Here is a 22,420-nt window from a genome sequence, read left to right as displayed (position 1 = left end):
CGGCGGCGGGAGGGGCGGCGGCAGGAGAGGCGGCGGCCGGGGCAATGGCCGGGGGCCCGGCAGCGGGAGGGGCGGCGGCGGGGCCAGCTACCGGGGACATGGCGGCGGGGGATGTGCCGGCGGGAGGGGCGGCGGCGTTCGGCGCGCTGGCCGCGGCTTCCGCGGCGGCGCTGGCGAGCTTCGCGATCTCCTCGGCGGACTGGGCGATGGTGGCTTTCTGCGAGTCCTGAGTCGCATGATTCCGCTGGTTCTCGGCCGAGGTACCCGAGTTGGAGTCGTCCGCAGAAGGCTGCGAATCCGCGGTGCTTGGTGCGGCTTGCGGGTTCTCGGGCTGCTGGCCGGAAGGGGTCGCTCCGGTGATCGTCGGAGGCGGCGTCGAGGGAACCGGTGTCAACGCGGACGACGCGGTCTGGCCGCCGGTACCACCGTTACCACTACCGCTGCCGAGCGAGAAAGCCGTCTGTGACGGAATCGCGTGGGACGAATGGACACCGGACGGAGCGCCCTGCGTATTCGTGCCCTGTTGCTGGCCCGGCTGCGTCGTATCCGACTGTCCGGGGTTGAGTTGGATGCCGCCGGTCTGGGCCGGGCTGAGATTGTTCGGGGAGATCGGCGCCGGTTCGACGACGAGGTCACCGCCGGTGGCGTCGGCCGGCATCATCAGGATCCAGCCGGGCCGGATCAGAGCCGCGTGGGTCAGCCGCGAACCATCCGGCTGCACGCGGTCCTTGTTGAGCTCGAAGATCTCCTTGTACCTGCGGCCGTCGCCGAGGTGCCGCTGCGCGATCTCCCAGAGCGAGTCGTGGTGCCTGCCGTGCGGCGGCTGGACACGGTACAGCTTGGTGGCACTGAGTGAGGCAACGGTGGCGTTGTCCGCGACGCGCAGCCCTGATTCACCGCGAAGCGCCGGCAGGTTGCCGGTGTAGGCAGCTTGGAGGGAAGTATGCGATGCCGCGGTGACGGTGATCGCAGCGTGCTGATTGGCCGCAGGGAGCCGGCCCGCAGTGGCCACCGTGGGGCTCGCCGCTGACGGGGCGGGATGCGAGCCGAGGTGTGCGAGGTTGGGCACGAACGAGGCGGCCGAGGCCGTGATCATCAGCAGCGCCGCGACCAGTTGACGGGCGAGGAACTGGCTCGGACCGGCGCCGGGTATGTGCGCCGGCAGGCCGATTCCGCGCTTCGCCGCGACGAACTCGACGATCACGCAGGCCGCGAACTGCGCCCACGCCAGCCAGACGATGACCGCCAAGGCGTCGAGCAGTACGTGCGGCGTGATCGGCCGGTTGAACATGTCCGCGGTCGGCATGTGGTGCGGCAACGGCCAGCCGATGAAGAGCACGAGCGCGAGCGGGATCGCGCCGAGCAGGACCACCAGCGCGATGAACGCGCCGAGGCCCTTGAGCACGTCGCCGCCGGTGCGGCGGTGCTTGATGCGCTGCGGCTGCGGATCCCAACCACCCGGATGCGAGCCCTGCGATGCAGGCCCAAGCCCCGAGTATGACTGCGCTTGGCCGGGCTGGCCGGACCGGGAGGGCGCGCTCGTCGGCGGGTTCATGGCGTTCCTCTCTCTCCGGCTCAAGGTCCCGGCTGGGGATGGGCGGTGGCACTCGCGTTGGCGAACACGGGCCCTTTCATGACCATGCCGAGAAGGATCGGATCGTAGGTGATCTCGACGTTTACCGTCATGGTGGGCACAACCAGCCCGTTGGGCAATGTCAGCGATCCAACTGCGCCGCAGGTGACCACGGCCTTTGCGCCTCCCGCCGCGGAACCGACGAGCTCCGCTCGCTGACAGGCGTCGCCGGCGAGTACGTATTGACCGTTGCGGAGCGCGTTCTGGTCGAGGTCGTTGGCCGCGGCGCGGGCCGCCTGCTCGGCGATGTCCCCGGCGCGCTGGCGTTCGGTGAGCGCGAGGCCGCCGTCCACCACCAGCCCGGCCAGCATCATCGCCATCAGGGCCCAGAAGATCACGGCGAACGTGAAGGATCCCCGTTCGCCGGACGGCCGTCGGCGAATCGGCTTCCTGATACCGAACCGGGCACGCATCAGCCGGTCCTGCGGAACGTGTCGAGCGGCGCGGTCGAGTAGGCGGTGATCGTCTTCGCGCCGAGGCTGAACCAGTCCAGGCCGGTGAGCGGAATGGTGCAGCTGACCTTGATGGTGAACAGCCCGCCGGCCGTGAAGTCCTGGGAGTTCTGCGCGGTGTCGTTCGGGTTCACCTGCGTGACGACCGCCCCGGGGCAGGTACGCGCGAGTTCCGTGGCGGCCGTGTTCTGGGCCGCGCCTTGAGCGCTCGTGTCGTCGCGTTGCAGGGACCCGATCCGCGCCGCGTCGCGGGCCGCGCCCTGGACGTTGCCGCGCGCGTTCACCAGCACTCCGAACACGACCAGGATCATGATGAACCCGATGACCAGCGGCGCGAGCAGCACGACTTCGAGGACGGACATGCCGGCCTCGCGCCCGCCGTCCCGCCGCGGTCTCCTCATCACGCTCCTCGCCTCATTCATCGTCGCGTTCATCGCCGGCCCGCTCAGCGGCCGGTGTCCTGGATGAACTGCTCAACCGGACCGGCGCTGGTCTCGGTGACGTTCATGTCGCCCCACAGGGAGTGGACGGTGGCGGTGACGGTGACCGACACGGTCCACGAGGCCGCGCCGGGCGTCCCCGACTCGCCGGGCGGCGGCACCCGCAGGTTGTCCACCATGCCCGATGCCAACTGGTTGACCCAGTCGTGCGTCTTCTGCACCGCGTCGCCGGACCAGTTTTCGTTCGGATTGGCCCGCTCCTCGCGCGCCACCCGATCGCCCTCCTGCGCCGCCGCGATCGCGACATGCCGGGCGTAGAAGTAGATCGCGAACTGCACGGTGGCGAAGATCAGGAAGAACAGCAGCGGGGTCAGCAGGACGAACTCGATCGCCGAGACGCCGCGTTCGCGGTCGCGGCCGCGCTTTCCTGCGGCGTCTCGGCGCGTTCGGGTTCCCCCGCTGCGCTGCTTCACCTGACGCTCACTTGCCTCCGCCGTTGGTGCCTGAGCCGCAGCCGCCCGCGTTGTTCGCGCCGGCGATGCAGTTGCCCACGTCCGTCGCCTTCGTGGTGAGGGCGGTGGACAGCAGGACGCCGACCGCGACGCAGATGCCGACCACGATCATCGAGATCACCACCCACTCGACCGCCGACGCGCCCCGCTCCCTCTCACCGGAGCGGACCTGCGCGATTCGGGCGCGCAGGCTCACCCACGCGTACTGCAGCGCTGGGCCGCCGAACACTGTGCCCATCCCAGTTCCCTCCTTCGGTAGTGCCGCGGTCACTGCAGCTGAAAGATTCGGACCGCGGCCGGATATACGATGAAGATCAGGAATCCGGCGGCCAGCAGGATCTGCGCCACCAGCATCGACTGGGAGCGCGCGCCGGCCTTGCCTTCCATTTCCGCGAGCTCCCGGCGCCGCATCGTCTCGGCGCGGGAGGCCAGCGAGGCGCGCACCTTGGCGCCGTCGTCGGCCACCAGGTTGAGCGCGGCCCCCAGGTCGGTCAGTTCCTTGATGCCGATCTCGGTGCCGAGGTCGCCGAGCGCGCTCCACTGCGGCACGCCGGAGAGCCGGGCGTCGGTCAGGCAGTCGCGCACCCGGCGCAGCGCCCAGCCGTCGCTGACCTCGGCCGCCGTCATCAGCGCCTCGGGCAGTCCGCGGCCGCCGGCCAGGTTCATCGACACCAGGTCCAGGTACGCGGCCACCACCCTGCGGAAGTCGTCGCGCTTGGCGGAGGCGTCCCGGCGCACTTCGAGGTCGGGCAGGATGAAGCAGAGCCCGCCGAAGGCCAGCGCCAGCCAGATCGGGATGATCGGGGTCAGGTGCAGCCCGGCGAACCACAGCAGCACGAAGAGCACCGGGCCGAAGACGAAGCCGAGCGCCGCCAGCCCCAGCTTGGTGACCAGGAACTCCTGCCAGGAGCGCTCCAGCAGGGCGAGGTCGGCGCGGACCGAGCGCTGCTGCCAGCCCTGCCTGGCGTAGAACTGCGCGACGCGGAAGCCGATGCGCCCGCGAATCGACTCCTCGGCGGGCGAAGGGGCGCCGAACTGGCCGCGGGCGCGCAAGGCGTCGATCTGCGCGACCTGCGCGGCCGCGCCCGGCCGCGACGGAATGAGGGCTCTGATGACCACGAAGAGGCCCAGCCCGCACAGCGCCCCGACGACGACTTCGGTAAGCATCAGCGGCCTCCGCCCGGTCGCGGTCCGGGCGGCGACATCCCCGGCTGGAACGAGAGCCCGGCCGGGTCGGCCACGGCCAGCTGGCCGCCCAGCGATGCTTGGGGCTGCGCGGGCGCGGCGTGCCGCAGCAGGAACCGGCTCGGCGACTCCACCCTGGCCAGGCGCCGCAGCCAGATGAATCCGGCCGCGAAAAGTCCGAGCACGACGGCGAGCACCAGCTGGCCGACCGGCGTGCCGAACGGCTCGACGAAGTGCCGGTTGAAGATCGCCATGCCGAGCACGAACACGACCACGACGGTGACGATGATCTGCACCGAGCGGCGGGTTCCGGCGCGCTGCGCGATGACCCGCTGGCGCATGTCGACTTCTTCGCGGGCTGATTTGCCGAGCGCGGTCAGCACCTCGCGCAGTCCGGGACCGCGCAGCTTGGAGTTGAGGATCAGCGCCGCGATCACCAGGTCCGCCGACGGGTCGTTCAGGTCGTCGGCCAGGTGCTGCAAGGCCTCGGACAGCGGCATCCGCCCGCGCAGCCGGTCCAGCAGGGCGTTGAGATTGTCGCGCAGCACCGGGTCCGCACCGCGGGCCGAGGACGGGATCGCCTGCTCGAGGCCCACCGCGCCGGCGATCGTGTCGCGCAGCGCCTCGGTCCACATCGCCAGCGCCTCGACCCGGCGCATCGCCAGCTTCTCCGCGGCCGCGCCGCCGAACAGCTGGTTCCAGAACAGCACCAACGCGATCGTGCCGAGTCCGAGCACCGGCCACTGGCTCGCCAGGCCCACGACCAGGCCGATGGCCAGCGCGATCACCAGGCGCTGGCCGAGCTTGCGCATCCGGTCGGCGTCGGAGGTCGCCTTCGCGTCCCTGGGCTTGCCCGGCCAGCCGATCAGCCCGGCGACGAGGAGCGCGAGCCCGAGCCCGGCCGCGACGCCGACCACCAGCGCGAGCATGGTGTCCTGGGTAAGCAGCTCGGACGGGTTCACGGCGCCACACCTCGGTTCGTCACCAGATCACCGCCACAACCCGCTGGGCACGTAGCCGTTCGCGACCAGCTCTTCCAGGCAGGAGATCGGCGAATGCGGCACGGCGCGCCCGTCCAGCCCCGGCGCGAACACTTCCGACGAGAGCACCCGGCCGTCCACGCCGTTGACCTCGCGCACCGAGGAGACGAAGCGGCGCAGCGTGCCGCCGCGCGCGTAGTCGTTGCGTTTCTCGATGAAGACCACGAAGTCGATGGCGCCCGCGATCAGCATGTGCGAGGCCTCGACCGGGAGCCGCTCCACGGCCTGCAGCGCATAGGTGGAGATGCGGTTGAAGACTTCCAGCGAGGAGTTGGCGTGGATCGTGGACAGCGAGCCGTCGTTGCCCTGCGACATGGCGTTGAGCATCGTGACGATCTCGTCGCCGAGCACCTCGCCGACGATCACCCGGGAGGGGTTCATGCGCAGCGAGCGGCGCACCAGCTCGGCCATCGAGATCGCGCCGAGGCCCTCCGAGTTCGGCAGCCGCTCCTCGAAGGCGACCGCGTTCGGGTGCAGCTCGGGGAACTGGTCGAGACCGAGCTCGAGCGCACGCTCCACGGTGATCAGGCGCTCGTGCGACGGGATCTCGTTGGCCATCGCGCGCAGCAGGGTGGTCTTCCCGGCGTTGGTCGAGCCGGCGATCATCAGGTTCTTGCGGGCGGCGACCGCGGCGGACAGGAACGAGCCGAGCTCGGGCACCAGCGTGCCGTTGCCGACCAGGTCGGAGAGGAACACCTTGCCGAGCCTGGCGCGGCGGATCGAGACCGCGGGCCGGCGGGTGACGTCCATCACCGCGGACAGCCGCGAGCCGTCTGGCAGGCGCAGGTCCAGCTGCGGATTGGCCGAGTCGAACGGACGCGAGGACAGGCCGGAGTACGCGCCGAGCACCTGTATCAGCTCGGTGAGTTCGTCGTCGGACTCGGCCACCGGTTCGCCCATGACCTCGCGGCCGTCGGCGTAGGAGAGGAACACCCGGTCGCAGCCGTTGATGTCGATGTTCTCGATCTCCGGATCGTCCAGCAGCGGCTGGAGCCGCCCGACGCCGAACAGCGCCGCGTGGATGCCGGAGGCCAGCGCCTCCTCCTCCTCGGCGTTCGGCGGGGTGCGGCCGAGGGTGACCTCGCTGCGCGTGTGCTCGTCCAGCACCTGCCCGATCACGGCGCGCGCGTACTGCCGCTCGTCCTCGCCGGTCATCGGCGGCAGGCCGGAGATCTGGTCGAGCCGGCGCTGCTCCGCGATCCGGTCGCCGACCTCCTGGCGCAGCCGCTTGACGAGCCCGTGGTCCATCAGGCACCCACCGCCTGGCCGAACGCCTGGCCCTGGCTGTGGCCCTGCCCTTGCCCCTGGCTGAGCCCCGGCGCCTGAGCGGGCGCCTGCGACGTGACGTTCAGCAGGCCGTACCGCCGCGTCACCGAGAGGGCCACGTCGCGCGCGGAGCGGATGAGCAGCGACTTGTCGACGCGGGCCCGGCCGCGGCCGTTGAGCGCCGCCGCGCCGTCCGGGTCGTCGGCGATCACGCCGAGCACCTCGCCGCCGCCCGCGGTGACCGAGAGCAGTTCGCCGACCTGGCCGGCGGCCCGTCTGGCCTCCTTCGGCGGGGCGATCAGCACCACGCCGATCGGCGGACGGGCGACCGAGGCGGAGGAGCCCTGGTTGCCGTGCAGCCGGTTAGACAAGCCGTTGACGCGGTCGCGCACGTGCGCCACCTGCTCGGCGTCGGCGCGGGCGATCAGCAGCACCAGCGCGGCGTACGGCATCAGCTCCAGCGTCGGCGAGTCGGGGCCGACGCGGCCGCAGTCCGCGATGACGTCCGCGCCGTGCGGGATCGCGGCGTAGTGGTCGAAGCAGCGGCCGAGCTGCGGCCAGTGCCCCGACACCGCGGCGGACTGTTCGGCGGTACCGAGGCCGACGATCACCTCGAGCCCGCCGGTGATCCGCTGCACGTGCTGCGGCAGCGCGGAGGCCTCGAAACCGCGCCGCGCGGCGATCGCGATGGAGAGCAGGCCGCGGTTCGGGTCCAGCGGGCCGCCGTGGTCCGCGGCCAGCCGGTAGACCAGGTCCCCGCCGTGCGGATCGCACTCGGCCATCAGCGCGCGGCGCGGCCACGAAGCCGCCAGCGCCACCGAGGCGGTGGTGACCCCGGGTGAGCCCTTGTCGCCGGCGACGACGATCAATGCCATGACTACAGCCCGCTACTGGGTGTGCTTGTCGAAGACGAGCACGAGGTTGCCGCCGGAGGCGGCCTGTGTGACGGCGTTCGCGCTCTGCTGGCTCAGCACCAGCGAGACGTCGAGCACGCCGTTGGTGGCCGCCGTGCCCACGTCGTACACCCGCACGCTCGCGACGATCGGCGGTGTGGTGAATCCGTCGGTGAGGTAAGCCTGTCCGGTTTTGTCATCGTTCTTGTTCGAGACGTAGTACGCGCTCACCGTGTCCCCCACCTGGATGCCGATTGGATACTGGCCGTCTTTGAGCGAGAGTCCGACCACCTCCTGCCCCTGCGACAGCGGCTGCACGGTGGTCAGCATCTGGCCGACCAGCAGGGTGCCTGGCAGCAGGTCGGTACGCGCGGTGTACCCGTGCAGCACACCAGCCCGGGCCTGTGCCCAGGTGACGTAACTGATGTTCGAGTCCACCGCGACCATCACCTCGCCGATCGAGTCGGTGGTGATGGCCTGTCCCTGCGGCACCCGCTTGACGATCTCGACGACACCGACTCGATTCCCCGCCCGCTGCTGGAGATAAACCGAGGCCAGCGCGCCGACCAGGACGAGCAGCAGGCCGAGGGCGGCCAGCGCGGGCTTGCGGTTGCGCGGCGCGGAGGGCGGCCGGACGTTCGACGGGGGAGGCCCGCCCGGCACGGACCGGCCGGCGATGGTCGCCGTGGACGGGGATGGGGACGCGGACGGCTTCCACCCCCCGCCGGCCGGCGGTGCGCCGTTGTCGTTGTTCATCACGGTGTTCAGGCCCCCCGGCCAATCGGTTCGTCAGGGTACGCGGAAGCTTCGAGTCAGGGTTGTTATTGGAGTTTGCGCTGGAAGCCGGGCTCCCGGCCCGGGTCGGAAGCTGATAGTACTCACGCGGTGACGCTGAAGAACAGACCTCGGGGCCAAGATCGGCGAAACTGCGACCTCACGCGTCCGTCCCGCCGGGTTTCCGACGGTTCGGTAGAAAAAGATTCGGTTAAATCCGGCTTCTGCGACTACCGGCAGCCTACTGCGGCCGGTACGATCCGTAGCCGACTTGTCAACATCGCGCCACGGGCCGACGAGCAGTCAGTTCAGCACTCCGGGCCGGCCCTGGGGACGGGATCCCATGCTCCGTCGCAATCACGGCGTTTTCGCCCGCTTCGCACCCTTCGCCGCCGGCGCCGTGGCGGCCGTGACGGCTGCGGCGATGCTGTCCGGTTGCGGCGCCTCCGCCTCGCAGCCGCCGGCGGCCCTGCCCGGGGTCGGCGCCGCGCAGGACTCGGCGAACGCGGCGGTGACCGCGACCGCGAGCGTCGCGGGGCAGATTCCGGCGGACTACAAGGTGGACGTCGAGATCAACCCGACCGGGGACGCGACGCAGGACGCCCTGATGAGTCAGACCCGAGCCATGCTCATGGCGTATGAGCAGGCGGTTTCCCGCAACGCGCCGAATGACGCGCTCTATCAGAGCCTTACCACGTCGTTCGCGCGCGGGAACCTGTACTCGATGATCAACACCTTCGCTCAGGCCGGCGAGCGCCCCACCGGTTCCGTGCGCTTTTACGGGTTCAACGTGAAGTTCACCGGGAAGGTGGCGGACGTGTTCTTCTGCCAGGACACGTCGAAGGTGGTGCCGGTCAGCTTCAAGACCGGACAGAAGAAGGGCGCGGCCGCGACCGGCACGGCGGCCTTCTCGTGGTGGGACACCGCGTTCGAGAAGAACTCCGGCGGAGCGTGGGCCATCGTGTACGCGTCGGCTCAGGTGGGGAGGCAGTCGTGCATGTGACGAAGACGGCCAGGACGCGGATGACCAGGTGGGTGGCCTCCGTGGCGCTGCTGGCCGGGCTCGGCCTCTCCGGCGCGGCCGGCTCCGGCGCGCGGGCGGACACGGGCGGCTCCGGAGGATTCTGGATCGCCACGCATGTCGAGTTGAGCGGCAGCGTGTACTCGGGCGGCGGCTCACCGTACTCGCCGGACGGCTGGACGCCGCCCAAGTGCTGGCTCGAGCTCAACTCGGGCTACGGCGTCGATCCGGCTTACACGCCGGACGGCTTCGCGGCCTATATGGCACAGGTCTACGCCTTCTACCTGCACGCGCAGGAAGACGCCATCAGGAACGCGTTCTACGCGATTTACCACGACGGAAAGGGCGTCGATTCAGCTGTCGGGCTAAGTGCGCCGCCGTATAACCAGGGCTTGAGCGGCGGCAAGTGGTACGCGATCGCCTGCACTCCCGACGCAGGCTATGGCGATTACGTCGCCCTGCAGTCAAGCCTCGGCGTGGCCAACCAATACGAGGAATGGTTCTGGCTCGCCGACGGCGCCCCGCCGCCCGGAGTGCCGGTCATGGACCCGAACCTGCTCGCCGAGTACGCCGCGGCCAATACGAAGGTCATCCCTGGTTGGCCAACCTTCAGCCCGAAGCTGAACGCGACGCAGACCGTGAACTTGGCCACACTGATCACCAACGCGCCGGGGGCGAACGGCTTCCACACGTACACGGCGACCGCGACGCTGCCGACCACCGGCCAAAGCAGCACGGTCAACGCGAACCCCGTCTCGGTGACGTTCAGTGCCCAAGAACCCGGCGTCATGTCGCCGCCCTCGGTTACCTGCTACTTCAACGCCGACGGCAGCTTGCAGTCCGGCTGCCAGGTCACCTTCCTCAAATCGACCACCACTGGCTACACGCTGGTTGAGAGCAGCATGTGGAATGTGACCTGGACCGGCGATCCCGTTACCGGCGAACCCGGCTGGACGAAGCCGATCGGTCCGGTCAGGCAGACGTTCGGCCCGGTCATCGTCCAGGAGATCCAAACGGTCGTCGGGCACTAGTCGCACATCGACCCGACCGAGTCAGCCCCAGAAGTTAAGCAGGATGGCGACCCAGGCGCCGAGCAGGAGATAGGGGCCGTACGCGATCTCCATGCGGCGCCAGGGTCGGCGTCGCACGGAGCGCCACGCGGCGGTGCCGATCGCGACGAGAGCAGCGACCACCGTGCCGAGCAGGATTCCGGCGAAGACGACCGGGACCGCGAGCCAGCCGAGGTAGAGGCCGATGACGCCGGCGAGCTTCACGTCGCCGTAGCCCATCGGCCCGAACATCGCGATGGCGTAGAAGATCCCGAACAGCACGGCCATCGCGGCCAGCGCCGTCACCAGGTGCGTTACCGCCGCATGGTCGTGCAGTAGCGCCGTGATCAGGCCGAAGCCCGCAAGGCCGATGCCGTAGAGCGGGAAGACGATGCGATTCGGCAGCAACTGGGTGCGCGCGTCGATGACTGCAAGCACGATGCTGCCTGCGGCAAAGAGTACGTACACGACGATGCTCACCACGAGGGCGGGCGTCGTCAGGCTGAGGTTCGCGTGCGTCACCTCGGTGACTCTATCGGCCGCCGTTGATCACACCAGGCGAACCGCACAACTTGTGGGGACAGGCGGACGCGAGGATGCACAACGCCCCGGGCTGGATGGAATTCCAGCCCGAGGCGTCCCTTCGCTTCGCTGCCGCGTTACGCCGGGACGACGTTCACCAGCTTCGGCGCGCGCACGATCACCGTCCGCACGCCGCGGCCGTCCAGCGCGCGGCGCACGCCTTCCGCCGCCAGCGCCAGCTCGCGCAGCGCGTCCTCGCTGATGTCCGGCGGGACCTGCAGCTTGTCGCGCAGCTTGCCGGCGACCTGGACCACGCAGGTGACCTCGTCCGCGACCAGGTACTGCGGGTCGGCCACCGGGAACGGCGTGTAGGTGACCGTGCCCTCGTGGCCCAGCTTGTCCCACAGCTCCTCGGCCATGTGCGGCGCGATCGGCGCGACCATCACGACCAGCGCCTCCGCCACGCTGCGCGGCACCTCGGGCAGCTTGGTCAGGTGGTTGTTCAGCACGATCAGCTTCGCGATGGCCGTGTTGAAGCGCAGGTGGTCCAGGTCCTCGCGGACGCCCGCGATCGCCGCGTGCAGCGCGCGCAGCGTCGGCAGGTCCGGCTCGGTGTCGGCGACCCGGACGGCGCCGGTGCCCTCGTCCACGATGTTGCGCCAGACCCGCTGCAGGAAGCGGAACGAGCCCGCGACCGCCTTGGTCTCCCAGGGCCGCGAGACTTCCAGCGGGCCCATCGACATCTCATAGACGCGCAGCGTGTCGGCGCCGAAGGTGTCGCAGAACTCGTCGGGGGTGACCGAGTTCTTCAGCGACTTGCCCATCTTGCCGTATTCGCGGTTCACCTTCTGGCCGTGGAAGTAGTAGACGCCGTCGACTTCCTCCACTTCCTCAGCCGGTACGTACACGCCGCGCTCGTCCGTGTATGCGTATGCCTGGATGTAGCCCTGGTTGAACAGCTTGCGGAACGGTTCGGCCGACGACACGTGCCCCAGGTCGTACAGCACCTTGTGCCAGAACCGGGAGTACAGCAGGTGCAGCACCGCGTGCTCCGCACCGCCGACGTACAGGTCCACGCCGCCGACGTCCTCGGCGTCGCGCGGTCCCATCCAATACTTCTCGACCTCGACGCCGACGAACCGGTCCTCGTTGGTCGGGTCCAGGTAGCGCAGCGGGTACCAGCAGGAGCCGGCCCACTGCGGCATGGTGTTGGTCTCCCGGCGGTACCTGCGCACGCCGCGGCCGTCGCCCAGGTCCAGTTCCACCTCGACCCACTCGTTCGCGCGGGCCAGCGGCGGCGCGGGCTCGGAGGTCGCGTCGTCCGGGTCGAAGGCCTGCGGCGCGTAGTCGGCGATCTCCGGCAGCTCCAGCGGCAGCATGCTCTCGGGCAGCGCGATCGCGTGCATCGGGTCTTCGGCGTCGTACACGATCGGGAACGGCTCGCCCCAGTAGCGCTGCCGGGAGAACAGCCAGTCGCGCAGCCGGTAGGTCACCGTGCCGGTGCCGTAGCCCTTCTCCTCCAGCCAGGCGATGATCCGCTTCTTGGCCTCGACGACCACCAGGCCGTCCAGCGAGACCTCCGCGTTGGCCGAGTTGACCGACTGCGCCTCGTAGGAGTCGAAGGCCTCGGTCCACTCGTCAACGTCCTGCGACACGCCCTCGCCCGGCGAGACCACGATCCGCATCGGCAGGTCGAAGGCCCGGGCGAACTCGAAGTCGCGCTGGTCGTGCGCGGGGACAGCCATGATCGCGCCGGTGCCGTAGCCCCACAGCACGTAGTCCGCAACGAACACCGGGACGCGCTCGCCGTTGACCGGGTTGATCGCGTAGGCGCCGGTGAAGACGCCGGTCTTCTGCCGGCCCTCGGTCTGCCGCTCGACCTCGGTCTTCGCGGCGGCCTGCGCCTTGTACGCGGTGACGGCCTCGGTCGGGGTCGCGGCGCCGCCGGTCCACGCTTCCCGCGTCCCGTCCGGCCACGCAGCCGGCACGATCTGGTCGACCAGCGGGTGCTCGGGGGCCAGGACCATGTAGGTCGCGCCGAACAGGGTGTCCGGGCGGGTGGTGAAGACCTCGATCTCGCCGCAGTCCTCGGCGGCGATCGGGAACCGGACCCGGGCGCCCTCGGAGCGGCCGATCCAGTTGCGCTGCATCAGCTTGATCGGCTCGGGCCAGTCCAGCCGGTCCAGGTCCTCCAGCAGCCGGTCGCCGTAGGCGGTGATGCGCATCATCCACTGGCGCAGGTTGCGCTTGAACACCGGGTAGTTGCCGCGCTCGGAGCGGCCGTCCGCGGTGACCTCCTCGTTGGCCAGCACGGTGCCCAGGCCGGGGCACCAGTTGACCGGAGCCTCGGAGATGTAGGCCAGCCGGTAGCCGTCGATCACGTCGGCGCGCTCGGCGGGCGTCAGCCCGGACCAGGCGCGGCCGTCCGGCGTGGCCCGGGTGCCCGCCTCGAACTGCGCGGTCAGCTCGCTGATCGGCCTGGCCCTGCGCGCGTCGCGGTCGTACCAGGAGTTGAAAATCTGCAGGAAGATCCACTGGGTCCAGCGGTAGAACGAGACGTCGGTGGTCGCGACGCCGCGGCGCTTGTCGTGCGCCAGGCCGATCCGGTTGATCTGGGCCCGGTAGCGCTCGATGTTCTTCTCTGTGGTGACCCGCGGATGCGTGCCGGTCTGCACGGCGTACTGCTCGGCAGGCAGGCCGAAGGCGTCGAAGCCCATCGCGTGCAGCACGTTGTAGCCCAGCATCCGCTGATAGCGCCCGAACACGTCGGTGGCGATGAAGCCCAGCGGGTGGCCGACGTGCAGGCCCGAGCCCGACGGGTACGGGAACATGTCCAGGACGAAGTACTTCTTGCCCGGCACGGGGGTGTCCGTGGCCAGCGGCCCGGACGGGTTCGGCGCCTCGAACGTGCCGTGCTGTGCCCAGTACGCCTGCCAGCGCGCCTCGATCTCGCCCGCCATCGCCGCGGTGTACCGGAAGGCGGGCTCGTCCGAAGCCGGCGGCTTGGTGCTCTCGCTCATGAGGTCCCCTCAGGGTGTCTGTCCGTCTACTACCGGTTCGATGGCGCCGGCCGGTGCGGGCCCGCTCTGCCGAGCCGAACGACACTGGCGCCAGAAATGCGAAAACCCCTCGCGCAGGAGGGGTCGCCACGCTGAGGAGCCCGGGATCGGGGCTCTTTCGCTCTCAGCGCGGCCCGGTAAGGAGCAGGCGTACTGCGTGCACGGGAACAGGGTACCACCGCGACCGGGCAGTCCAGGTGACACGCTCGTGGTCGGCATGGTCGGCAATGTCCTGCTCGACACTGCGTCGTTATCGGTGTGAGAGCTCGCATGCCTTACGGAAGGTGACCGTGATGCGGTAGCGTCCGGGCGACTAACGGTGTGTCCCCAACACCCATCCCAGGTAGAGGATCAGTGGACGCTCCCCAGTTACCCGGCGCCGAGTCGTCGGCACCCACAGCCGGCGGGCAGCCGCCCGGCCAGGCTTCCGCGTTCCGTCGCGCGCTCGACGCGCAGGTCGAGTCCTCCGACGCGACCACGGCCCTGGTTCCGGTCGGACCGCACGACCTGACCCGGCCGATCGATGTCAAAGCCCTGCGGGAGGCGCTGGCCGGGGAGTCCGCCGCCCCGACTACGATCACTGAGACGCCCCCGCCGCTGCCCCCGGTTCCGGGAATGCCGCCCTCGCCGAGCGGGCCGGCCGTAGTCGTGCCGACGGTGTCCGTGCCCGACCTGCGCGGCCCGACCACGATCGCCACGCCGACTCCGAAGTCGGTCGGCGCGCAGAGCGCAGGCGCAGGCGGGTACATCGCGCCGGTCCCGCCGCCGCCCGACCCGGAACACGACCACTCGCCGCGGCACAGCGGCGGCAGCGGCAAGCCGTCGCGGCTGCCGGCCACCATCGGCGTTTCGGTACTGCTGGGTGCGATCGCCGCGATCGCGCTGGTGGTGATAGCCGCGGGTCACTCCAGCGGGCCGCTGGCGCCCACCGCCATGCCGACCAAGTCGGCCACCGCGAGCGCCGCGCATCCGGTGCCGCCGGCCGCGACGTCGCACCGGCCGAGCCCGACTCTTTCGCCGAGCCACTCCCCCGGCCACAGCCCGGCCCCGTCGCCCAGCCCCGCCAAGCCTTCGCCGCACCCGAGCGCCGTGGCGAGTTTCGAGCCGATCAGGTGGACGAGCGACTATCAACCGCTGGTCGCCGACATTCAAAGCCGGCTCGCGAAGCTGCGTTATCTGGCCCTGAGTCGCGACGCGTCGCAGTACGGCCTGACCGGGCGCACGATGGCTGACACCGGCAATCGGTGGTGGAGCCCGACTGACGACGTCGGCTTTTACCAGAACGCCACCACGTCGGCTATTCGCGCGTTCAAATACGACTATCTGCAACACGATCAAGGTCAGGCCACGCCCGACGGCGCCTGCGACACGGCGACGTATCAGGCCCTGGTCAACGCGACGAGCTGACCAGGGCTTCAGTCAAGCACGTCGGCAGGATCACGCCGGTACGGAAACCGCTGCGCCGTGCCCGGAAATGATCTCCGAAATGATCAGCGGCGCGGTTCTACGTTCAGAACATGAAATCTTTACGAAAACCGTACCGTCCGAGCCCTTCATGTCCCACCATGGACGCACATCAGACAGAAGGGGGAGGAGTTCACTCGTGAGCCGCGTCGGGGGGCAGCTTGCGACCGGCCTACGGCGCGCACCTGACCGCTTGCACGTCTTCCACATCGACTCCAGCGGCGTTCTGCGCTGCGCCGTCCAGGACGGCACGACGTGGGCGGGCGTCACGCTGCCTCAAGCCGACGGCCTACCCTTCGGCACCGACCTGCACCCTCCCGGCGCCCTGATGACCGGTTACCAGGCCCGGGGCGCACAGCTCGACGTGTTCGCCGTCGACCGCGACGGAATGCTGCGTATCTATCTCACGCCCGGGGGACGCGCGTGGGAAGCCGACGTCGTGCCGGAAGCTGTGGGCATTCCGCCCGGCGCGTGTATCGCCACCGGCTATCAGGGCGGCGGCTCGGTGCTCGACGTGTTCGTGGTCGGGCGTTCCGGCGAACCGCTCATCTTTCAGGGGACTGATGACGGGCGCTGGTACCCGCGCCGGGTTCCGCTGGAGACGCCGCTGCCGCACGGGGCGAATCTGTCGACCGGATATCAGAACAGCGGCATGAAGCTGACCCTGTTCGCGATCGACCGCGCCGGCCAGTTGCAGGCGGTTTCGGAGACGGCGGACGGCGCGTGGGACGTCGAGTCGCCGCACCTGCAACTGGCGCAGGACTTCGAACTGCCGCCGGGGGCGCCGCTCGCCACCGGCTATCCGGGCGGCGGAGGTGAGCTGACCCTGTTCACCGTGGATGTGCAGGGTCGCCTTTGTGCGTTTCGGCGGGAACGGTTCGGCTGGGACGCGCAAGTACTGCCGGGCGGTGGGTTGCACGCGCCGTCCGCGCTCGCGACGGGTTATCAGAATGGCGGGCGTCAGTTGCTCGTCTTCGTCGTCGATGAAAACGGCCGGCTTCGTCAATACGCGCAGGAGCCGGACGGTATGTGGTCGGTCGGCGTGGTACCGAACGGTGTCGGTCTCCCGCCGGGCGCAGCGATCGCGACCGGGTACCGCGCGGGGGCGAACGAACTCGACGTATTCGTGCTCGACGAGTTCTCCGCGCCGCCGATTTATTACACGGCTCAGGATGGTGGCTGGACCGGACCGTATCGGATCTAGCATCCTTGCCGACATGGCCGTGTCGAATCTCAACGAGCTGTGGCACGAGATCACCGCCGCGCAGCCCGCCGCGCCGCGCTGGCTCGTGCTCACCGCGGCGTCGTTGGCGCTGGCGACCGTCGCTTACCGGCCGGTCTGGCGGGTGGCCCGCAACGCGGTGACGATCGCGCACGAGGGCGGCCACGCGGTCGCCGCGCTGCTCACCGGCCGCAAACTGAGCGGAATCCGGTTACACGCGGACACTTCGGGCGTCACCGTCTCGTACGGGAAGCCGTACGGCTTCGGCATGGTGCTCACGGCGCTGTCCGGCTACATCGCGCCCTCGCTCTTCGGTCTCGGCGGCGCGGCGCTGCTCGGCCGCGGGCATATCACGGCGTTGCTGTGGGTGTGCGTCGGGCTGCTCGCCCTCATGCTGCTGATGCTGCGCAACTTCTTCGGCCTGCTCGCGGTCGTCGTCACCGGGGCGCTGGCCTTCATCGTGTCCTGGTACGCCGATCCGAAGGTGCAGGCCGGGTTCGCGTACCTGGCGGTCTGGTTCCTGCTGCTCGGCGGGGTGCGCCCGGTCTTCGAGCTGCAGTGGCAGCGCCGCGGCGGCCGCGCCCCGGACTCGGACGCGGACCAGCTGGGCAAGCTCACCAAGCTTCCGGCCGGGCTGTGGGTGTTCCTTTTCGTGGTGGTCGCGCTGGGCTCGGTGGTGCTCGGCGGGCACTGGCTGGTTCCGACGGCGTTCCACACGGCGACCGCCTCCGCGCACTGACCCGCCGCTTACCCTCGCTCCGCTGCCTTACCGCTGCCTTACCGCTCCCTCACCGCTGCCCGGCCGCGCTCCTGCGGCTGGGCAGTTCCGCCTGCCCACCTCAGGTCTTGCACTCATTCACGCCATCGGCGACAATTCTTACAAGATCAAGGCTTGATCAGCGTAAATTCTTCTGACGGAGCGGGCTATGACGGAGATAGGTGTGATCCTCGACCATCCGGCCGGACGGCCCGCCGAGTCGGGGGCGCAGCGGCATCCCGCCTGGCACCGGCTCGTCGCCGCGGTGGAGGAGATCCGGCCGCTGCAGGCGAAGGACGGCTCGATCGATCCCGAGGCCCACGACCTGGCGGACGCCCGGGCCGCGGTGGGCGCGCTGCTGGACGCGCTCGACGCGCTCGCGCCGCTGTTCCCGCATGACGCCGAGTACCACGCCGCCTTGCGCGCCGACTTCGCGCGATGGGCGGACGGCGGGTTCGGCGTGCCGGACTTCCTCGACTCGCTGCTCGCCTTCCGGCCCGAGCGGCAGCGGGTCGACGGTCTTGAGCACCTCGTCGTCTTTCCGATGTACACCCAGAACGGCAACCCGGACCGCAACGTCGAGGCCGTGCTGTTGCGCGTGGTCTGGCCGGATTGGCTGGCCGAGCTGGAGCACAGCCGCTACGACAACCCGATGTTCGTGCCGGTCGCGTTCACCGCCTTCACCGCCGGCTACGACACCAACTCGGCCGTGCTCTTCCCCGAGACCGTCGCCGTGCGCGAGGTGCCGGTGTACACCTGGGGCGCGATCTTCTGCGACCGCGAGTCCGCCCGCTTCCGCGTGGTGACCAAGGCTGCCGCCGAGACCGTGCGGCTCGAGCTGCCCGCAGAGGCGGCCGAGCTGATCGGCTCGCAGCAGCGCGCCCAGGACGCCTTCGTGCTCTGGGACATGGTCCACGACCGCACCCACAGCCACGGCGACCTGCCCTTCGACCCCTTCATGATCAAGCAGCGGATGCCGTACTGGTTGTACTCGCTCGAAGAGCTGCGCTGCGACCTGAACACCTTCCGCGAGGCGGTGCGGCTGGAGGCCGACGGCCTCGAGCAGGGCCGCGCCGTGCAGCACGCCATCCTGTTCGACCGGCTCTTTCGCTTCCCGATCACCGGCAACCGGATCCGCAACTACGACGGCCTCGGCGGGCAGCTGCTCTTCGCCTACCTGCACAAGAACGACGTGCTGCGCTGGACCGACAACCGGCTGACCATCGACTGGCAGCGGGTAGCCCCGGCGGTGATCGCGCTGTGCGAGCGGGTCGAGAAGCTGTACCGCGACGGCATCGACCGGCCGAAGACCGCGCACTGGATCGCCGCCTACGAGCTGGTCGCCGAGTACGTCACGCCGAACCCGGCCTCGACCTGGGCGCGCGGTCTGAGCCAGCCGTGGGCCGAGGTGCTGCCGCTGGACGGCCCGCCCAAGGAGCTGGTCAACCAGGTGCTGCCGGACGAGTTCCCGCTCAGCATGTTCTACGAGGCGCTGGAGAAGAAGCTGCGCGACGTGGTGGCCTCGACGAAGGGGATCACCGGAGGGCACGCGGCGTAGACCGCTTAGGCTCAGTGAGAACAAGCAGCGGCGAGAACAAGCAGCGGCACGGCGACGAACAGCGAGCGGATCTGATGACGGTAGAGCGACGACACGACCCGGACTCCCGCGGTTTCGCCAGCGACAACTACGCCGGCGTGCACCCGGAGATCCTCGACGCGCTCGCCGTCGCCAACGGCGGCCATCAGGTCAGCTACGGCGAGGACGCCTACACCGAGCATCTGCAGGAGGTGTTCCGGCGGCACTTCGGCGAGCAGGCCACCGCGTATCCGGTGTTCAACGGCACCGGCGCCAACGTCGTCGGGCTGCAGGCGATGACCGAGCGCTGGGAATCGGTCGTCTGCGCGGAGACCGCGCACATCAACGTGGACGAGTGCGGCGCGCCGGAGAAGGTCGCCGGTCTCAAGCTGCTGACACTGCCCACGCCGGACGGCAAGCTGACGCCGGACCTGATCGCGCGGCACGCCTGGGGTTGGGGCGATGAGCACCGGGCGCAGCCGCGCATCGTCTCGATCGCGCAGACGACCGAGCTGGGCACCTGCTACTCACCCGAGGAGATCGCAGCGATCTGCGAGCAGGCGCACGGACACGGCATGAAGGTGCACGTCGACGGGGCGCGCCTGGCCAACGCCGCGGCGACGCTGAACCTGCCGCTGCGCGCGTTCACCACGGACGTCGGCGTCGACGTGCTGTCCTTCGGCGGCACGAAGAACGGCATGCTGCTCGGTGAGGCGGTCGTCGTGCTGAACCCGGACGCGGTGCGCGGCATGCAGTTCCTGCGCAAGGCGGCAATGCAGCTGGCCTCCAAGATGCGCTTCGTGTCGGTGCAGTTCGAGGCGCTGCTCGGCGGTGACCTGTGGCTGCGCAACGCGAGCCACGCGAACGCGATGGCTCGCCGGCTGGCCGACGAGGTGCGTGACCTGCCGGGCCTGCAGATCACGCAGGAGGTGCAGGCGAACGCGGTGTTCGCGATCCTGCCGCGGGACGTGACCGAGCGGCTGCAGAAGCGGTTCCGGTTCTACACGTGGAACGAGCGCACCGGCGAGGTGCGCTGGATGGCGTCCTTCGACACGACCGAGGCGGACATCGACGCGTTCGGCGCCGCGGTAGCCGAGGAACTGTCCAGCTGAGCGGGACAACTGACGTCACCTCAACCACGCTGTCCAGTTCAGCGGGACACGCAATCCTGATGCGGCTTGCCCCTCAGCTGAACCGGCGCAGTCGCAGGCTGTTGGAGACCACGAAGACGGACGAGCCCGCCATCGCCGCGCCCGCGATCAGCGGGCCGAGCAGTCCGGCGGCGGCCAGCGGCAGCGCGGCGACGTTGTAGGCGAAGGCCCAGAACAGGTTGCCCTTGATAGTGGCCAGGGTCCGGCGGGAGAGCCGGATCGCGTCGGGCAGGCTGCGCGGATCTCCGCCCACCAGCGTCAGGTCCGCGGCCTCGATCGCCGCGTCGGCTCCGGTGCCCATCGCCAGGCCGAGGTCTGCTTGCGCGAGCGCGGCCGCGTCGTTGACTCCGTCGCCGACCATGGCGACCGTGCGGCCCTCTGCCTGCAGCCGCTTCACGTGCTCCGCCTTCTCCGCCGGCAGCACCTCAGCGATCACGTCGCCTTCGTCGATGCCGACCTGCTCGGCGATGCGGCGCGCGGCCCGCGCGTTGTCGCCGGTGAGCAGGATCGGAGTCAGGCCGAGGGCGCGCAGCCTGGCCACTGCGTCGGCCGATCCGGGCTTGACCACGTCGCCGACGACGAGGACCGCACGCGCCGCTCCGTCCCAGGCCACTGCGACGGCAGTCGCTCCTTCCGCCTCCGCGACGACCCGCGCTTCGTCCAAGTCCGCCGGAAGTTCGATGCCGCGCTCGGCCAGCAGCCGCGGGCGTCCGACCAGCACCTCGCGACCTTCGACGAGCCCTTCGACGCCGAGGCCGTCCGTGTTCGAGAACCGATCGACGCGCGGCAGCGTGCCGAGGCGGTGCGTCGCGGCCTTGGCTACGGCGCGCGCGATCGGGTGCTCCGAGGCGGATTCGACGGCGCCGGCGAACCGGAGGACCTGCGTCTCGTCGATCCTGCCGAGCCCATCGAGCCTGTCGACCCTGTCGTCGGAGGCTGACGCGGTGATGGTCCGCAGCAGTGTCATCTCGCCGGTGGTCACCGTCCCGGTCTTGTCGAGCACGATCGTGTCGACGCGCCGGGTGGATTCCAGCACCTCGGGGCCTTTGATCAGGATGCCGAGTTGCGCGCCGCGTCCGGTGCCGACGAGCAGCGCGGTGGGCGTCGCGAGGCCGAGAGCGCAAGGGCAGGCGATGATCAGCACGGCGACGGCGGAGGTGAAGGCCCGCGCGGCGCCCTCGCCCGCGAGCAGCCAGCCGGCCAGGGTCGCGAGCGAAAGCACGATCACGATCGGGACGAAGACCGCTGAGACGCGGTCGGCGAGCCGCTGGACCGCGGCCTTTCCGGTCTGCGCCTCCACCACCAGCCGCGCGATCTGGGCCAGCTGCGTCTCGGCGCCGATCCGCGTGGCGCGCACCACGATCCGCCCGCCCGCGTTGACGGTCGCGCCGGTCACCGCGTCGCCGGGGCCGACCTCGACCGGCACGGACTCGCCGGTCAGCAGGCTGGCGTCGATCGCGCAGCGTCCCTCGACGACCACGCCGTCGGTGGCGACCTTCTCCCCCGGCCGCACCACGAACCGGTCGCCGCGCGCCAGCTGCCCGATCGGGACGCGGGTCTCGCGGCCGTCCCGCAGCACGGCCACGTCCTTCGCCCCGAGGTGCAGCAGAGCTCTGAGAGCGGCCCCGGACCGGCGCTTCGCCCTCGCCTCGAAGTAGCGGCCGGCCAGGATGAAGACGATCACCGCCGAGGCCACCTCGAGGTAGATCGCGTCGGTCCCGGAGCCGCTCGCGATCAGCTCGAAGGGCATCCGCATGCCGGGTCGCCCGGCGTCGCCGAAGAAGAGCGCGTACAGCGACCAGGCGAAGGCGGCGAGCGTGCCGAGGGAGATCAGCGTGTCCATCGTCGCCGCGCCGTGACGCAGGTTCGTGAACGCGGCGCGGTGGAACGGCCAGCCGCCCCACACCACGACCGGGGCGGCGAGCGTCAGCGAGAGCCACTGCCAGTTGCGGAACTGCAGCGCCGGGATCATCGCCATCAGCAGGACCGGCAGCGCGAGAGCCGCGGACGTCGTCAGGCGCCGCAGCAGGGCAGCGGCGGCTTCGGTGGCCGAATCCGCGGAGTTCGCCGAGCCCGCGGAGTCATCAGCATCCGCCCCATCAGTGGCCTGTTCCGGCGCTGTCGTCGAGCCCTCATTCGCGGCGTCGGGGGCCGTGCGCGGGGCGGGCACGGTCGCCTGGTACCCGGCGGCTTCGACGACGGCGACGAGGTCCCGCGGACTCAGTGCCCGCGGATACTCGACGCTGGCTTGTTCGGTGGCGTAGTTCACCGTCGCCGTGACTCCGTCGAGCCGGTTGAGCTTGCGCTCGATCCGCGTCGCACAGGACGCGCAGGTCATGCCGGCGATGTCCAGCTGCACCCGCGCGTTGTCGGTCTCGGTAGTCATCGCTTCCATCGCCACTCG

The 22,420-nt window shown here is 70.1% G+C and carries 20 protein-coding genes; 7 read left to right on the top strand and 13 right to left on the bottom strand.

Annotated features, from left to right (window positions below; genetic code table 11):
• From VFB40_RS03865 to VFB40_RS03820, 10 genes are all read right to left on the bottom strand, one after another.
• Positions 1–1,555: LysM peptidoglycan-binding domain-containing protein (locus VFB40_RS03865; RefSeq protein WP_324847872.1), on the bottom strand; the 1,555-nt coding region annotated here is incomplete at its 3' end.
• A 20-nt stretch (positions 1,556–1,575) separates the two neighbouring features.
• Positions 1,576–2,046, bottom strand: coding sequence for a pilus assembly protein TadG-related protein (locus VFB40_RS03860; RefSeq protein ID WP_324847871.1), 471 nt, complete (start codon positions 2,044–2,046; stop codon positions 1,576–1,578).
• Entirely contained in the window at positions 2,046–2,486 is a 441-nt protein-coding gene (locus VFB40_RS03855; protein ID WP_324847870.1) for a TadE/TadG family type IV pilus assembly protein, read from the bottom strand. The genes VFB40_RS03860 and VFB40_RS03855 overlap by 1 nt, the downstream gene beginning before the upstream one ends.
• A 44-nt stretch (positions 2,487–2,530) precedes the next feature.
• Positions 2,531–2,998: a TadE family protein gene (locus tag VFB40_RS03850; protein ID WP_324847869.1), complete on the bottom strand. Its 468-nt coding sequence runs from the start codon at positions 2,996–2,998 to the stop codon at positions 2,531–2,533.
• 7 nt (positions 2,999–3,005) lie between these two features.
• Positions 3,006–3,275, bottom strand: a complete 270-nt coding sequence (locus VFB40_RS03845) for a Flp family type IVb pilin (RefSeq protein ID WP_324847868.1) — start codon at positions 3,273–3,275, stop codon at positions 3,006–3,008.
• Between the two features lie 29 nt (positions 3,276–3,304).
• Positions 3,305–4,204 carry a type II secretion system F family protein gene (locus tag VFB40_RS03840; protein ID WP_324847867.1) on the bottom strand — a complete coding sequence of 300 codons (900 nt, stop codon included), beginning with the start codon at positions 4,202–4,204 and terminating at the stop codon, positions 3,305–3,307.
• On the bottom strand, positions 4,204–5,151 hold the full coding sequence (locus VFB40_RS03835; RefSeq protein ID WP_349261333.1) for a type II secretion system F family protein: 948 nt from the start codon (positions 5,149–5,151) through the stop codon (positions 4,204–4,206). The genes VFB40_RS03840 and VFB40_RS03835 overlap by 1 nt, the downstream gene beginning before the upstream one ends.
• Positions 5,152–5,211: 60 nt before the next feature.
• Positions 5,212–6,510, bottom strand: a complete 1,299-nt coding sequence (locus tag VFB40_RS03830) for a TadA family conjugal transfer-associated ATPase (protein WP_324847865.1) — start codon at positions 6,508–6,510, stop codon at positions 5,212–5,214.
• A complete protein-coding gene (locus tag VFB40_RS03825) occupies positions 6,510–7,403 on the bottom strand; it encodes a CpaE/TadZ family protein (protein WP_324847864.1) in 894 nt (297 codons plus the stop codon). Before VFB40_RS03825 ends, VFB40_RS03830 begins: the two co-directional genes overlap by 1 nt.
• 12 nt (positions 7,404–7,415) lie before the next feature.
• Complete coding sequence (locus VFB40_RS03820; RefSeq protein ID WP_324847863.1) at positions 7,416–8,177, bottom strand: hypothetical protein; 762 nt, start codon at positions 8,175–8,177, stop codon at positions 7,416–7,418.
• 361 nt (positions 8,178–8,538) lie between these two features.
• Here VFB40_RS03820 and VFB40_RS03815 point away from each other — a divergent pair, with 361 nt between their 5' ends.
• Together VFB40_RS03815 and VFB40_RS03810 are read left to right on the top strand one after the other, a co-directional pair.
• Entirely contained in the window at positions 8,539–9,198 is a 660-nt protein-coding gene (locus tag VFB40_RS03815; protein ID WP_324847862.1) for a hypothetical protein, read from the top strand.
• On the top strand, positions 9,189–10,247 hold the full coding sequence (locus VFB40_RS03810) for a hypothetical protein (protein WP_324847861.1): 1,059 nt from the start codon (positions 9,189–9,191) through the stop codon (positions 10,245–10,247). The genes VFB40_RS03815 and VFB40_RS03810 overlap by 10 nt, the downstream gene beginning before the upstream one ends.
• A gap of 21 nt (positions 10,248–10,268) precedes the next feature.
• On the opposite strand, the gene VFB40_RS03805 is transcribed toward VFB40_RS03810, so the two are convergent.
• Positions 10,269–10,787, bottom strand: coding sequence for a prepilin peptidase (locus VFB40_RS03805; RefSeq protein WP_324847860.1), 519 nt, complete (start codon positions 10,785–10,787; stop codon positions 10,269–10,271).
• Positions 10,788–10,924: 137 nt separating this feature from the next.
• Entirely contained in the window at positions 10,925–13,807 is a 2,883-nt protein-coding gene (gene leuS / locus VFB40_RS03800) for a leucine--tRNA ligase (RefSeq protein WP_324847859.1), read from the bottom strand.
• Between the two features lie 393 nt (positions 13,808–14,200).
• Between leuS and VFB40_RS03795 the strand changes: the two genes are divergently transcribed.
• The 5 genes from VFB40_RS03795 (at position 14,201) to VFB40_RS03775 (ending at position 19,977) form a co-directional block, all read left to right on the top strand.
• A complete protein-coding gene (locus VFB40_RS03795; protein WP_324847858.1) occupies positions 14,201–15,253 on the top strand; it encodes a hypothetical protein in 1,053 nt (350 codons plus the stop codon).
• A gap of 79 nt (positions 15,254–15,332) precedes the next feature.
• A complete protein-coding gene (locus VFB40_RS03790) occupies positions 15,333–16,514 on the top strand; it encodes a beta propeller lectin (protein WP_324847857.1) in 1,182 nt (393 codons plus the stop codon).
• A 13-nt stretch (positions 16,515–16,527) separates the two neighbouring features.
• The gene (locus VFB40_RS03785) at positions 16,528–17,271 is read left to right on the top strand and encodes a M50 family metallopeptidase (protein WP_324847856.1); all 744 of its coding nucleotides are present in this window, start codon (positions 16,528–16,530) and stop codon (positions 17,269–17,271) included.
• A 187-nt stretch (positions 17,272–17,458) separates the two neighbouring features.
• Positions 17,459–18,847: a DUF6421 family protein gene (locus tag VFB40_RS03780; protein WP_324847855.1), complete on the top strand. Its 1,389-nt coding sequence runs from the start codon at positions 17,459–17,461 to the stop codon at positions 18,845–18,847.
• Positions 18,848–18,921: 74 nt separating this feature from the next.
• On the top strand, positions 18,922–19,977 hold the full coding sequence (locus VFB40_RS03775) for a threonine aldolase family protein (RefSeq protein WP_349261332.1): 1,056 nt from the start codon (positions 18,922–18,924) through the stop codon (positions 19,975–19,977).
• 73 nt (positions 19,978–20,050) lie between these two features.
• Here VFB40_RS03775 and VFB40_RS03770 read toward each other — a convergent pair whose 3' ends face one another.
• Positions 20,051–22,402 (bottom strand): heavy metal translocating P-type ATPase, encoded by a 2,352-nt coding sequence (locus VFB40_RS03770; RefSeq protein WP_324847853.1) that lies wholly within the window; start codon positions 22,400–22,402, stop codon positions 20,051–20,053.
• Positions 22,403–22,420 lie beyond the last annotated feature (18 nt).

This window comes from Actinocrinis sp. (assembly GCF_035650855.1).
Taxonomy (GTDB): Bacteria; Actinomycetota; Actinomycetes; order Streptomycetales; family Catenulisporaceae; genus Actinocrinis.
The sequence above is the reverse complement of the archived record's forward strand: the minus strand, read 5'-3'. Positions and strand labels throughout refer to the sequence as shown.

Coding starts and splice junctions, on each gene's coding strand:
- VFB40_RS03860 (WP_324847871.1), bottom strand. CDS start 2,046: ATGCGTGCCCGGTTCGGTATCAGGAAGCCGATTCGCCGACGGCCGTCC.
- VFB40_RS03855 (WP_324847870.1), bottom strand. CDS start 2,486: ATGAGGAGACCGCGGCGGGACGGCGGGCGCGAGGCCGGCATGTCCGTC.
- VFB40_RS03845 (WP_324847868.1), bottom strand. CDS start 3,275: ATGGGCACAGTGTTCGGCGGCCCAGCGCTGCAGTACGCGTGGGTGAGC.
- VFB40_RS03840 (WP_324847867.1), bottom strand. CDS start 4,204: ATGCTTACCGAAGTCGTCGTCGGGGCGCTGTGCGGGCTGGGCCTCTTC.
- VFB40_RS03835 (WP_349261333.1), bottom strand. CDS start 5,151: ATGCTCGCGCTGGTGGTCGGCGTCGCGGCCGGGCTCGGGCTCGCGCTC.
- VFB40_RS03830 (WP_324847865.1), bottom strand. CDS start 6,510: ATGGACCACGGGCTCGTCAAGCGGCTGCGCCAGGAGGTCGGCGACCGG.
- VFB40_RS03825 (WP_324847864.1), bottom strand. CDS start 7,403: ATGGCATTGATCGTCGTCGCCGGCGACAAGGGCTCACCCGGGGTCACC.
- VFB40_RS03820 (WP_324847863.1), bottom strand. CDS start 8,177: ATGAACAACGACAACGGCGCACCGCCGGCCGGCGGGGGGTGGAAGCCG.
- VFB40_RS03815 (WP_324847862.1), top strand. CDS start 8,539: ATGCTCCGTCGCAATCACGGCGTTTTCGCCCGCTTCGCACCCTTCGCC.
- leuS (WP_324847859.1), bottom strand. CDS start 13,807: ATGAGCGAGAGCACCAAGCCGCCGGCTTCGGACGAGCCCGCCTTCCGG.
- VFB40_RS03790 (WP_324847857.1), top strand. CDS start 15,333: ATGATCAGCGGCGCGGTTCTACGTTCAGAACATGAAATCTTTACGAAA.
- VFB40_RS03785 (WP_324847856.1), top strand. CDS start 16,528: ATGGCCGTGTCGAATCTCAACGAGCTGTGGCACGAGATCACCGCCGCG.
- VFB40_RS03780 (WP_324847855.1), top strand. CDS start 17,459: ATGACGGAGATAGGTGTGATCCTCGACCATCCGGCCGGACGGCCCGCC.
- VFB40_RS03775 (WP_349261332.1), top strand. CDS start 18,922: ATGACGGTAGAGCGACGACACGACCCGGACTCCCGCGGTTTCGCCAGC.
- VFB40_RS03770 (WP_324847853.1), bottom strand. CDS start 22,402: ATGACTACCGAGACCGACAACGCGCGGGTGCAGCTGGACATCGCCGGC.